11 protein-coding genes and 1 tRNA gene are annotated in these 11843 nt (G+C 67.2%); 6 read left to right on the plus strand and 6 right to left on the minus strand.

What is annotated here, in order from left to right:
* Nucleotides 1–11: 11 nt before the first annotated feature.
* Nucleotides 12–88 (plus strand) — tRNA-Arg (locus ACW171_RS15230).
* Between the two features lie 2 nt (nt 89–90).
* Here the strand turns inward: ACW171_RS15230 and ACW171_RS15235 are convergent.
* Complete coding sequence (locus ACW171_RS15235) at nt 91–516, minus strand: DUF983 domain-containing protein (RefSeq protein WP_492094448.1); 426 nt, start codon at nt 514–516, stop codon at nt 91–93.
* A gap of 113 nt (nt 517–629) precedes the next feature.
* Between ACW171_RS15235 and ACW171_RS15240 the strand changes: the two genes are divergently transcribed.
* Nucleotides 630–3548, plus strand: coding sequence for a tetratricopeptide repeat protein (locus tag ACW171_RS15240; RefSeq protein WP_492094449.1), 2919 nt, complete (start codon nt 630–632; stop codon nt 3546–3548).
* Nucleotides 3549–3561: 13 nt separating this feature from the next.
* Here the strand turns inward: ACW171_RS15240 and ACW171_RS15245 are convergent, their stop codons facing one another.
* The 3 genes from ACW171_RS15245 to ACW171_RS15255 all read right to left on the minus strand — a co-directional run bounded on the left by ACW171_RS15245 (nt 3562) and on the right by ACW171_RS15255 (nt 5201).
* On the minus strand, nt 3562–3840 hold the full coding sequence (locus tag ACW171_RS15245) for an HU family DNA-binding protein (protein WP_421729677.1): 279 nt from the start codon (nt 3838–3840) through the stop codon (nt 3562–3564).
* Nucleotides 3841–3957: 117 nt separating this feature from the next.
* A complete protein-coding gene (gene fliP, locus ACW171_RS15250; RefSeq protein ID WP_492094451.1) occupies nt 3958–4737 on the minus strand; it encodes a flagellar type III secretion system pore protein FliP in 780 nt (259 codons plus the stop codon).
* Between the two features lie 194 nt (nt 4738–4931).
* Nucleotides 4932–5201, minus strand: a complete 270-nt coding sequence (locus ACW171_RS15255) for a flagellar biosynthetic protein FliO (RefSeq protein ID WP_492094453.1) — start codon at nt 5199–5201, stop codon at nt 4932–4934.
* A 121-nt stretch (nt 5202–5322) separates the two neighbouring features.
* On the opposite strand from ACW171_RS15255, the gene ACW171_RS15260 reads away from it, so the two are divergent.
* Genes ACW171_RS15260 through fliE form a run of 3 tightly spaced genes read left to right on the plus strand, consistent with a single transcriptional unit; the run spans nt 5323 to nt 6504 of the window.
* On the plus strand, nt 5323–5739 hold the full coding sequence (locus ACW171_RS15260; protein ID WP_492094455.1) for a flagellar basal body rod protein FlgB: 417 nt from the start codon (nt 5323–5325) through the stop codon (nt 5737–5739).
* 19 nt (nt 5740–5758) lie between these two features.
* Nucleotides 5759–6193 carry a flagellar basal body rod protein FlgC gene (flgC, locus tag ACW171_RS15265; RefSeq protein WP_492094457.1) on the plus strand — a complete coding sequence of 145 codons (435 nt, stop codon included), beginning with the start codon at nt 5759–5761 and terminating at the stop codon, nt 6191–6193.
* A gap of 11 nt (nt 6194–6204) precedes the next feature.
* Nucleotides 6205–6504: a flagellar hook-basal body complex protein FliE gene (gene fliE, locus ACW171_RS15270; protein ID WP_492094459.1), complete on the plus strand. Its 300-nt coding sequence runs from the start codon at nt 6205–6207 to the stop codon at nt 6502–6504.
* Between the two features lie 60 nt (nt 6505–6564).
* Here the strand turns inward: fliE and ACW171_RS15275 are convergent, their stop codons facing one another.
* Nucleotides 6565–7965: a 2OG-Fe(II) oxygenase family protein gene (locus ACW171_RS15275; RefSeq protein ID WP_492094461.1), complete on the minus strand. Its 1401-nt coding sequence runs from the start codon at nt 7963–7965 to the stop codon at nt 6565–6567.
* Between the two features lie 14 nt (nt 7966–7979).
* Nucleotides 7980–8525: a hypothetical protein gene (locus tag ACW171_RS15280; RefSeq protein WP_492094463.1), complete on the minus strand. Its 546-nt coding sequence runs from the start codon at nt 8523–8525 to the stop codon at nt 7980–7982.
* Nucleotides 8526–8775: 250 nt separating this feature from the next.
* Here ACW171_RS15280 and ACW171_RS15285 point away from each other — a divergent pair, with 250 nt between their 5' ends.
* Complete coding sequence (locus tag ACW171_RS15285) at nt 8776–11775, plus strand: TonB-dependent receptor domain-containing protein (protein ID WP_492094465.1); 3000 nt, start codon at nt 8776–8778, stop codon at nt 11773–11775.
* Nucleotides 11776–11843 lie beyond the last annotated feature (68 nt).

The following is an 11843-nucleotide window of genomic DNA, read 5'->3' on the forward strand; positions in this document are numbered from 1 at the left end:
ACTGCGTGCGTGACCCCGTAGCTCAGCCGGATAGAGCAAGGCTTTCCTAAAGCAGAGGTCGGGGGTTCGAGTCCCTCCGGGGTCGCCAACCTACCGCCTGCCGCGCGGTCCGAAGCCATCACCGTGGCCGCCGACGCTTTCCCACTCGGGCGGGGCGGCCTTGTGGACGTACTGCTCGGACACCAGCCAGCCCTTGAACGGCCTCAGCACCCAGGTGCAGGCCAGGGCGATCAGGGGGAAGGTGAAGGCGAAGTGGACCCAGATGGGCGGGTGGACGGTGAACTCGAAAGCCATGAAGGCCATCATTCCGACGATGCCGATGGCGGACATTGCGAAGAAGGCCGGGCCGTCCGCCGGATCGGCGAAGCCGTAGTCCAGGCCGCAGGCCGGGCAGTTCTCCCGGATGGTCAGGAAGCCCTTCAGTAGCGGCCCTTGTCCACACCGCGGGCAGCGGCAGCGCAGGCCGGTCGAGAGGGTCGACAGGCGGGGATATTCGGCGTCTTCGGGGGTGGTCATGGGCGCTCCTGACCCGATCCAGATCGGCCCTTTGCGGCCCCCTCGCAAGGGGGCCTTCGGTCACACCCCATTAACCGCGTCTAAAGGGCGTTCGCGCGAGTGTACGCGCGACCATGGCAGGCCCGCGCACCACGACCGCGATCGGACGGACCACGGCGGCGCTCGGCGTCGTCGGGACGATCGCGCTTGCCCCGATCGCGGTGTCCGTCGTTCCTGCCTTCGCCCAGGAGGCCGCCAACGCCGCTCTGGACCCCATCACCATTCGGATCGGCGCGAACGACGGTTTCACCCGGGTCGAGTTCGCGGGCGTCGTGGGCTCGCGGGCGAGGGTGCGCAAGGACGGCCGGACGATCATCGTGCGGATCGGCTCGACCGCAGCCCCCGACGTCAGCCGTCTGAAAGTCGATCCGCCTCCGGGCGTGGAGAAGGTCGAGACCCGCGCGGCGCTGGACGCCACCGAACTGGTCATCACCCTGAAAGAGGGCGCGGACGCCCGCACGGGATCGGCGGACGGGGCGGTCTGGCTGAACCTCTATCCGGCCGGTGAAGTGCCGGCTGCGCCCGCCGGCGCCGCCGTGCCCGCAGGCGGCCTGGTGCCCGTGGTCGCGACCAAGGCCGATGATCGGGTCACCCTGTCTTTTGCATGGGGCGCGCCGGTGGGGGCTGCGATCTTCAGGCGCGGCGACGCGGTCTGGGTCGTGTTCGACACCGCCGCCCGCATGGACATGACCAAGGCGCGCGACCTGGGCGTCGCCGGCGACGCCCGCTGGGCCGTCGGGCCGGACTACACCGCCATCCGCATCGCCGCGCCCGGAGCCCTGCCGGTCTCGGCGGTGGGCGAGGGGGCGACCTGGACAGTGACAATAGGCGGGTCGCCGTCGGCCTCGCAGAGCGTCGAGATCGATCGTGACGACAGCTCCGACGCCGTCCTTGTCGCGCGCATGGCCGGCGCGACCAAGACCGTCTGGCTGACCGACCCGATGGTCGGGGACCGGTTCGCGGCCGTCACCGCCCTGGCACCCGGCAAGGGGTTCGCCGACGAGCGCCGCACGGTCGATCTGACCCTTCTGCCGACTGCCCAGGGGCTGGCGATCGAGACGCCGACCGACAATCTGTCGATCAAGGCCGAAGGCGATCTGGTCACCCTGTCGCGTCCCGGCGGCCTGATCCTGTCGCCGCCGTCGATGGCGCTGGAGGCGGCCGCGCCGCCGCAGGATCACGCGCCCCGCAAGGCCGAGTTCCCCGCCCTGATCCTGAGCGAATGGGCCGATCCGGGCGAGGAGGGCTTCTCCGCCCGCTATCGCAAGCTTCAGGACGCGGCGGCGCTGGAATCGATCGCCGCCTCCGACAATCCGCGCAGCCCGATCGAGGATCGTTTGGCCCTGATCCGGTTCCTGGTGGGATCGGGTCTCGGCTTCGAGGCGGTGGGCGTGGTCAACGCCATGTTCGCTCAGACGCCCTCCCTGCAAGGCGAGCCGGAACTGCGTGGCCTTCGCGGCGCGGCCCGAGCCTCTATCGGTCGAGTGGAAGAGGCGGAACTGGACTTCTCATCCGGCGCCCTGGCCGGAGATCCCTCGACCAAGGTGTGGCAGGGCTGGCTGGCCGCCGAGCAGGGCGACTGGGCCGCCGCACGTCAGGCCTTCGCCGGCGGTGCCGCGGCCATCGACGAGTTCCCGCCGGTCTGGCGTGCCCGCTTCGGAGCGGCTCATGCGATGGCGGCCTTGTCCACCGGAGACCTCAACGCCGCCAAGACCCTGCTGGCCTACAGCTTCTCCCAGAATGCGCCCGCTGCGGATCAGCTCACCGCTCGGCTGGTGCAGGCGCGGCTGTTCGAGCAGGAGGGCGCAACCGACCGGGCGCTGGCGGTCTACAAGGCCATCGGTCGGGCGCCGCTGGACGGCATCGCCACCCCGGCCAAGCTGGGCGTCATCCGCATCGAACTGGCCAAGGGAACGATGACGGCGACCGAGGCCGCCGCCCAGCTCGAAACGCTGAAATGGCGCTGGCGTGGGGATGCGACCGAGCTGTCTGTCATTCGCACCCTGGGCGGCCTCTATCTGTCGCAGGGTCGTTATCGCGAGGCGCTCGACACGCTGCGTGGGGCGGGCAAGCGGCTGGGTGATCTGCCGGGCGCGGTGGAGCTGCAGACCGATCTGTCGAACGCCTTCCGCGCCCTGTTCCTGGACGGCGCGGCCGACGGGTTGCAGCCTGTGCAGGCCCTGGCCCTCTTCTACGATTTCCGCGACCTGACGCCGGTCGGCGCCGACGGGGACGAGATGGTGCGGCGGCTGGCTCGTCGTCTGGTCGACGTCGATCTCCTGGATCAGGCGGCCGAGCTGCTGAAATACCAGGTCGACAACCGGCTGGAGGGGGTCGCCAAGGCCCAGGTCGCGACGACCCTGGCGACGGTCCTCTTGATGGATCGCCAGCCGGAGCCGGCCTTGCAGGCAATCTGGTCGTCGCGCTCGACGCTTCTGCCTACCGCATTGAACGCTCAGCGGCGGGCGCTGGAGGCGCGGGCCCTGATGGACTTGGGTCGCTACGACCACGCGTTGGAGACGCTCGACACCGATCGTAGCCCCGAGGCGCAACAGGTCCGCGCCGACATCTTCTGGAAGCAGGAAAACTGGGCCGGTGCGGCTGCGCTGTATGAGGCGCGACTGGGCGAGCGGTTCAAGGACACGGCGACGGCCCTGACGCCGGACCAGGAGAGCGCGGTCATCCGGGCGGGCGTCGGCTACTCGCTGGCGCGCGATGCGGCCTCCCTTGGCCGAATGTCCCGGAACTACGAGCCATTCAAGGCACGCGCCAGGTCGGGGGCGGCGATGCGCATCGCGCTCGACGGCCTGAACGGACTGGATGGGGCGGCGAATGCTCAGGACTTCGCCGGTCTGACGGCGGGGGCCGATACCTTCACCGGCTGGGTCGGTCAGATGAAGACCCAGCTCAGAGAACAGACGGGCGGGAATCGCACTGCTGCGACGCCCGCCCGTCCAACGCCTCCAGCCGCCGCGGCTCCCGCAGGCGGCTAAAAGCCTTCAGGTCTTACTTGTTGACCGCATCCTTGAGCGGCTTCGACACGCGGAAGCGCACGGCCTTCGAGGCGGCGATGTTGATGGTCGCGCCCGTGGCCGGGTTGCGGCCTTCGCGAGCGGCGCGGGCGGCGGTGTCGAAAACACCCAGGTTGGAGATGCGCACGTCGCCACCGTCGGTCAGCGACGAGTGGATGTTCTTGACGATGGCTTCCAGCACGCGGCCGGCATCAGCCTGCGAAACACCAGCGTCCTTGGCGACGGCGGCGATGAGTTCAGCTTGAGTGGTCATTATGGGTCGTTTCCCGAAAAGCTCGCCCGTGATTCCGGGCGACGACGGGGGGATCAACACGCCTTTTGGGCGACTTGGCAAGCGCCAATGGCTCGCAAAGCCTGTCAGGGTGGGGATCTAGCCCGCCCCGGAGGCCTGTCGGAAGCTCTCGACGAGGCTTCCGGCGACCAATCTCCAGCCGTCCACCAGCACGAAAAAGATCAACTTGAACGGGAGCGAAATCACCACCGGCGGCAGCATCATCATGCCCATCGACATGAGCACGCTGGCGACCACCAGATCGATCACAAGGAACGGAACGAAAAGGAGAAATCCGATTTCGAAGGCCTTCTTCAGCTCCGAGATCATGAAGCTTGGCACGATGACCCGAAGGGGCAGTTCGGCGGCCGTTGTGGGGACCTCCAGACGGCTGAGACGAGTGAACAGGGCGAGGTCGCCCTGGTCCACCTGGGCGAGCATGAAAGTCTTCACAGGCTCCGACGCCAGATCGAAGGCCTGAGGCAGCTCCATCTGCTGGTCCATCAGGGGCCGGATGCCCGAATCATAGGCGTCCTGCCACGTCGGAGCCATGACGATGGCGCTGAGGAACAGGGCGAGGGACACCAGAACCGCGTTGGGCGGCGACTGCTGCATGCCCAGCGCGGTGCGCAGCAGGCTCAGCACCACGATGATGCGCACGAAGCTGGTGGTCATGATCACGATCGACGGCGCCAGCGACAGGACGGTCATCAGACCGACCAGCTGGACCACCCGCTCGGTCAGGCCGGCGCCAGTGCCGAGATCGACATTGATCGCCGCGCCTGCGCCACCGGCAGCGGCCGCGTCCTGGGCGAAGGCGGCTAGCGGCCACATCAGGCAGAGTAGGGTGGTGAGGGCCGAAAGCTTGAGCGCGTTCATGAACTCCGCGCGGGTGGGAACGGCGAAGATGCGGTTTCTCCCTCCCCCTCGGGGGAGGGGGGTCACGCAGCGACCGGGTGGGGGCGGCAAGGCTGAATGGCGACGGTCCAAGGGGGGCTTGCCTTGCCCACCCCACCCGGCTTCGCTTTGCTCAGCCACCCTCCCCCGAGGGGGAGGGAGAATTTCCGGGCGGCTCATTGCACCGGTCCTCGCGGCTCGATCAACTCGCGGCCTTCGCCCAGCAGCAGCAACCTTTCCTCGTCGTCGATCTGGACAAGGACGAGGCGGCGGGCGGGGTCCAGGACCAGGGTCTCGACCACCTTCAGCCTGCGCTCGCCGCGATCGGCGTTCAGCTTCGCCATCAGCTGCGGCGCATAGCGACGCGCCGCCCAGGCCGCCAGGCCGATCAGACCCAGGGTGAAGGCGAGGCCGAAAACAGCGCGCGCGAGATCGAGGAAGTTCATACTGAAAGGGCCCCGGCAGACATGGGCACCTTTAACCAACGTGGTTAACGCCTCGTTTAGATAAGGCCTCGTTAACCATGCAGGCGGCATTTTATGCCTATCGATTAAGGATACGATCCCGATGGGCGTCGCCGACATCCCCCTTCTGAGCCAGATCAAGGGCCGCATGACGTGGCTCGACGAGCGTCAGCGCCTGATCGCCCAGAACGTCGCCAACTCCGATACGCCCGGCTACGTCGGTCGCGATCTGAGGGCGCCGACCGACTTCGCGGCTGCGATGCGGGACGGTGGTGGTTTGCGGATGGTGCAGACCTCCTCGGGCCACATGCCGGTCGGCGGTCCGAACGGGGCGCCGGTGGCGCGTTTCACCTCGGAGAAGGCCCCGGACTCCGAGACCACCCTCGACGGCAATGCGGTGGTGGTCGAGGAGCAGATGCTGAAGATGGCCGAGAGCCGCATGGCTTACGACGCCGCGATCGGCCTCTACACCAAGTCGATGGCCATGATCGGCCTGGCCGCCAAGGTCCCGGGCCGATGAGCCGTAAGGACAAAGCAAAATGACCGACCCCATCAACGGCCGCAACGGCGGCCCGCGCAACTCGGCCATGGCGGTCGCCGCCTCCGCCCTGACTGCGCAGCAGTCACGCATGCGGATCATCGCCGAGAACATCGCCAATGCGGAATCGACAGCCCCTACCGCCGGCGGCCAGCCCTATCGCCGCCAGATTCCCGTCTTCGAGGCGCGCGGCATCGACGGTGCGACCGGGGTGTCGCTGGCCGAGGTGCGGCCGGACCAGAGTGATTTCCGCCGCGAATACGATCCGACCCATCCGGCGGCGGACGGGGAGGGCTATGTCCTTCGGCCCAACGTCGACACCCTGATCGAGGCCATGGACATGCGCGAGGCGCAGCGGGCCTACGAGGCCAACCTCAACGTCATCGAGACGGCGCGGTCGATGGACTCGCGCACCCTCGACATCCTCAAGCGATAGGACGCTAGGCCATGAATCCTTTGATGGCGGCGCGCGCCTATGCCCAGGCGCAAGGAACCGGCGGGGCGACCGCCGGCGCGGCGGTGGCCGGCGGGCCGGAGTTCTCCCAACTGCTGAACAACGTCATGACCGACATGACGCAGCAGACCCGCACCGCCGAGACCAACATGACCCAGGCGATCCAGGGCCAGGGCTCGATGATCGACGTGGTGACCTCCATCTCCAGCGCCGAAGCCTCCCTGCAAACCGTCATCGCGGTGCGGGACCAGGTGATCTCGGCGTATCAAGAGATCATGCGGATGCCCATTTAGGTAGGGCGCTATCGCTCGCCGCGCGGCGGCTCGCTGCTTGAGCGCGGGAGGGAAGCGCGGCTATCTCGGCTGCACGTCGAAGGCGACGGTCAGGCGTTCTCCGCCGCCGGTAAACGGCTCCGTGCCGTGCCACATCCACGAAGGGAAGAGGGCGACGCGGCCGGGCTTCGGCTCGATCCAGTGTTCGGGTGGCAGCTCCAGACCGACGCCGAGGCGACAGGCGCCGAAACGCAACCAGCCCGCCTTCGGTTGATCCGGCGACGGCTCTGGCGTCTCGACATAGAGGGCCGAAGAGACCCAGCCGTTCGGGTGAATGTGGTCGCTGTGGTGACCGCCCGCTCTCAGCCGCACCGACCAGGCTCCGACGATCTCGAACCCTGAACCGGCGCGGCGGCTCATGGAATCGTTACGACCCGCCATGGATCCGACGAAGGCGCTGATCGGCTCGGACAGGGCCGCGAAGACCGCGTCGATGGCGGGCGCGTCGGCGAAACGCGGATCCAGGGCCGCCTGGGCACCGGATCGGATCGACTGGCTGAAGGGTTGGGCATTGAAGGGATGGAGGGATCTGAGTGCGCTCGCCGCCTGATCCAGCCAGGCGGCCCCATCGACGCCCGGAGGCGGGACCAGGTCGAACGGGGCGGTCAAGCGTCGGTAGTCCTCGGCAGACAGGGCGCGGGCATCGCCCAGCACCCGCCAGGCGACATAGCGTAGCGCCAGGGCGTACTGGTCGCCGGGAGTGGTCTCCAGATGTCCGTCCAGTCCGGCCAGGGCCTCCGTCGTGCGCCCGCAGGCCAACAGGGCTGCGAAATGGGCGAGGCGGGCCTCGACGTCATCCGGGGCGGCTTCGGCGGCCGAGGCTGCGTATCTCAGCGCAAGCGCGGGGTCGAAACCCGCTGCGGCGGCCGAGGCGATCAGGTCGAGGGAATAGGGGTGGGCGGTCCTCAGCCAGGGCTCCAGGTCGCGGTGTGCCACTTCATCGCCGATGATCTCCCGCGCGATGGCGGCACGCAAACCCACGAGAGCGAGGGATGAAGGCGACGCGGCGAGACGGGCGTCGAGCGGGGCCAAGGCGGCCTTGGCATCCCCACCCTGCATCCAGATCAACTGAGCCTGATCCCGCAGGGCGTCGGCATAGTCGGGGCGACGCTTCAACGCCTCGCGCAGGGCTGATGCAGCCTCCTCGAGGCGGCTCAAGGACACCAGGGCGCGAGCCAGCACCAGCCAGGTTTCCGGCGCGTCCCCGCCCTTGGCCTGGGCCCGCTGGACCGCCGCCAGGGCGCCGGCCGCATCCCCGATGTCGCCCAGCGCGGCCGCCAGGTTGTGCTCGGCGACAACGCTGGTCGGGCGCAGTTCCACGAGACGTTTCAACGGCGCGAGCGCTTCTCGATGACGCGCCTGGGCCCTCAGGTTCGCCGCCTGCTCCTGCAGGGCCGGGATCGACGTGGCCGATTCGGACAAGGCTGGCTCCGGGATCAGCGTTCGCGTCGCGCGCGCACCGACCGCGAGCCGCCGACGCTCAGAAGATAGCTGCCGACCGCGCCCTGGCGGATTCGCACCGGGACGCCGGCGGAGGTGCGGGCGGTGACACGCTCGTTGTCGATCTGACGCCAGATCGATCCGTCCGCGAGGACGAAGGTCCATTGCCCCCGGCCGTCCTGGCGGGCGCTGGTCAGCGTCGTCTCGATCGCATCGACTGGGTCATCCTGTCGCAGGCGGCCGAAGAGGTTGGCGTTGTCGAGGTCCAGACCGAACAGGCGCGTCCGTGTTTCCCGTGCCCGAGCCCGGTCGATGACGGTCACTTCGCCTTGCTGTTCGGCGGTGTCGAAAGCGGCCGCAGCAGCGTCGAAACAGGCCAGTCGAGCGTCGGTCGCCGCGATCTCCCGACAAACCAGCAGGCTTTCCAGAAGCGCCGGTCTGCTTGGGTTTCCTGCCTGCGCCAGACTGGCCGTCGGGATCGCGAACAGCGCCGAAGATACCCCCGCGGCCGCCAGGATCAGAAACGTCGATTTCTTGCTCATATCGTCACCGCCCAAGAACAACTAACTCCCACGTCTTAGGCGATATTTCAGCCATTGCGGCAATGGGGGTCATGGCGTGGTCTCAATGTGACATTCTTTCACGAAAGCGTCGCGTTTTGGCCATTGTCGTTGACCCGCCGGCGGTCTCCGGTAACGCTTTGGCTCAAGCTCCAAAGTTGCGTTCGCGGCACTGGAGCGGGCGAGCCGGCAGGTTCGACCTCAAAAACAGACTGCTCATGGAGAAGCCCCTTTGACCGACACCACCTATCGTCGCCGACTTCTCGGCACCTCAATGTTCGCAGGCGCCGCTCTCGTCGCCGCCGCCTCGCTGATGGCCGCGCCGGCCATGGCCCAGGACGCGCAGGATGATCAGGACTCGGTTGACGACATCGTCGTCACGGGTTCGCGCATCGTCCGCCAGGACTATGTCGCCAACTCGCCGATCGTCACCGTCAGCCAGGAAGACTTCCAGGCCACGGGTTCGGTCAACGTCGACACCCTGATCAACGAACTGCCGCAGTTCACGCCTGCCGCCAACGCCTCCTCGAACAACCCTTCGGCCGGCGGCCAGGCCAACGTGCAGCTGCGCGGTCTCGGCACCGGCCGCACGCTGGTGCTGCTGAACGGCCGCCGCGTGATCTCGTCGAACGCCTCGTCGGTCGTCGACCTGAACATCCTGCCGACCTCGCTGATCTCGTCGATCGAGACGATCACGGGCGGCGCCTCGTCGACCTACGGCTCGGACGCCGTCGCCGGCGTGCTGAACTTCCTGCTGAACAACGACTTCGAAGGCGTTCAGATCGACCTGCAATACGGCGAGTCGGACCGTAACGACGCCGGCACCGACTCGGTCAACCTGACCATCGGCGGCGACATCGCCGACGGCCGCGGTCACGCCGTTCTGTCGTTCGACTATTCGAACCGTGAACTGCTGTACAACGCCGACCGCGACTTCGCCTCGATCTCGGGCTTCTCGGGCACCTCGCCTCTGGGGTCGACCCTGTTCGAAGGCACCAACCTGCCGTCGGCCGCTGCCGTGAGCGCGATTATCGCGGGCGGTCTGCCGGCCAACACCTTCGGCTTCAACAACAACGGCACCCTGTTCACCTACCAAGGCGCTCGCGACTTCGTCTCGCCAGGTTCGATCGACTACGAGGGCTTCCGTACTCCTGGCCCGCTGCAGCAGACCGACTTCTCGTACAACACCGGTCCGCTGAACTACATGATCCTGCCGCAGACGCGGTACAACGTGTTCGGCGCCGCCAACTACGAGATCAACCCCTCGGCCGAAGTCTATACCGAGTTCCTGTTCTCGCAGTATGAGAGCGCGAACGTTCTGGCCGCCACGCCGGCCGCGACCGGCACGGGCTTCCGCGTCCCTTCGACCAACCCGTTCATCACGCCTGAGCTGCGTTCGCTGCTGAACAGCCGCCCGAACCCCGCCGCCAACTTCCAGCTGAACAAGCGCTTCAACGCGCTCGGTCCGCGCATGGGCGCCGAGAACTACACCGTCTACCAGATCACCACGGGTCTCCGCGGCGACCTGCCGATGACGCGCGACTGGACCTACGACGCCTACCTGTCCTACGGCCGCGTCGACAACACCACCAGCCAGTCGGGCAACGTGTCCCGCTCGGCCGTTCAGCGTCTGCTGGACGCCTCGGACGGCGGCGCCTCGCTGTGCGCCGGCGGCTTCAACCCGTTCGGTGAATCGGCTCTCAGCTCGGCCTGCGCCTCCTACATCGGCCGTCTGTCGAAGAACACGACCGTCAACGACATGCGCATCTTCGAAATCAACCTGCAGGGCGGTCTGTTCGACCTGCCGGCCGGTGAAGTTCGCGCTGCCTTCGGTGGCAGCTGGCGCGAGCAGGACTACCGCTTCCTGGCGGACTCCTCGCTGTCAGCCACGGCCCTGCTGCCGACCGCGTCGGGCGCCCTGACCAGCCAGTTCGACATCGCTGGCTTCAACGCCGGCCAGTCGCTGACAGGTAACGACCAGGTCGCCGAAGCCTACGGCGAACTGCTGATCCCGCTGCTGGCAGATCTGCCGTTCATCCGCAGCCTGGAAACCAACCTCGGTTACCGGATCTCGGACTACCAGTCGGTTGGCAGCGTCGAGTCCTACAAGGCCGACGTGAACTGGGAGATCGTCGAGGGCCTCCGGGTTCGTGGCGGCATCCAACGCGCCGTTCGTGCGCCGTCGATCGGCGAACTGTTCGGCCCTCAGAACGTCAACTTCCCGTCAATCGGTTCGCCAGCCTCCAGCGCCGGTGTTCCGCAACTGTCGGGCGATCCCTGCGACATCCGCTCGGCCTATCGTTCGACCTCTGGTTCGAACCTGGCCGCTTCGACCAACGCCGCCGTTCGCGCGCTCTGCATCACGCAAGGCGTACCGGTGCAGATCGTCGACACCTACACCAACCCGAACAACCAGACGCAGGGCCTGACCGGCGGCAACCCTTTGCTGACGGAAGAAAGCGCCGACTCGTTCACCTACGGTATCGTGTGGCAGTCGCCGTTCTCGAACCCCTGGCTCTCGAACCTCTCGGGCTCGGTCGACTACTACAAGATCGAGATCGAGGACGTGGTCGGCACCGTGTCGGTCACCGAGCAGCTGCGTCGTTGCTTCAACTTCGACGGATCCTCGAACACGGCCTATTCGAACGCCAACACCTACTGCCAGCTGTTCGCTCGCGATCGCGGCACCGGCGCTCTGAACAACACGTTCGAGACCAACTCCAACCTGGGCACTCTGCGGACCTCGGGCATCGACTTCCAGGTCGATTGGCGCGCCGCTCTGGCCGACATCGGCGCACCGGACTGGGGCCAACTGGCTCTGAACTTCACCGGCACCTGGCTCGAAAACTGGGAACGCCAGGACCTGCCGGGCAGCGTCTTCACCGAACGTACGGGCACGATCTCGAACTCGTTCGGCCTGACCCTGCCGGAATGGAAGTTCCTGACCTCGCTGAACTGGAACCAAGGTCCTGTCGGCATCGGCGTGCGGTGGCGCTACCAGGGCTCGGTTGAAAACTTCAACAACCGCGCTCAGGTCATCGACGCCATCGACTACTTCGATCTGAACGCCTCGTGGGCGGTCAACGATACGGTGTCGCTGCGCGCCGGTGTGAACAACCTCACCGACGAGCTGGCTCCGGTCTACACCCCGTCGATCGCGTCCAATACCGATCCGTCCAGCTACGATCTGCTGGGCCGTCGTTACTACGTCGGTCTGACCGCCCGCTTCTAAGGCGCGTGTACGGCTAAAAGTCAGGGGCGGCCGATCGCATCGGCCGCCCCTTTCGTTTGCGCGAAATC

Source organism: Brevundimonas sp. FV1ye28 (assembly GCF_058681135.1).

What these genes read in the sequence shown, in the direction of transcription:
- ACW171_RS15255 (WP_492094453.1), bottom strand. Translation starts at nt 5,201, where the DNA reads ATGAACTTCCTCGATCTCGCGCGCGCTGTTTTCGGCCTCGCCTTCACC.
- ACW171_RS15240 (WP_492094449.1), top strand. Translation starts at nt 630, where the DNA reads ATGGCAGGCCCGCGCACCACGACCGCGATCGGACGGACCACGGCGGCG.
- ACW171_RS15260 (WP_492094455.1), top strand. Translation starts at nt 5,323, where the DNA reads ATGGGCGTCGCCGACATCCCCCTTCTGAGCCAGATCAAGGGCCGCATG.
- ACW171_RS15245 (WP_421729677.1), bottom strand. Translation starts at nt 3,840, where the DNA reads ATGACCACTCAAGCTGAACTCATCGCCGCCGTCGCCAAGGACGCTGGT.
- fliE (WP_492094459.1), top strand. Translation starts at nt 6,205, where the DNA reads ATGAATCCTTTGATGGCGGCGCGCGCCTATGCCCAGGCGCAAGGAACC.
- ACW171_RS15235 (WP_492094448.1), bottom strand. Translation starts at nt 516, where the DNA reads ATGACCACCCCCGAAGACGCCGAATATCCCCGCCTGTCGACCCTCTCG.
- fliP (WP_492094451.1), bottom strand. Translation starts at nt 4,737, where the DNA reads ATGAACGCGCTCAAGCTTTCGGCCCTCACCACCCTACTCTGCCTGATG.
- flgC (WP_492094457.1), top strand. Translation starts at nt 5,759, where the DNA reads ATGACCGACCCCATCAACGGCCGCAACGGCGGCCCGCGCAACTCGGCC.
- ACW171_RS15280 (WP_492094463.1), bottom strand. Translation starts at nt 8,525, where the DNA reads ATGAGCAAGAAATCGACGTTTCTGATCCTGGCGGCCGCGGGGGTATCT.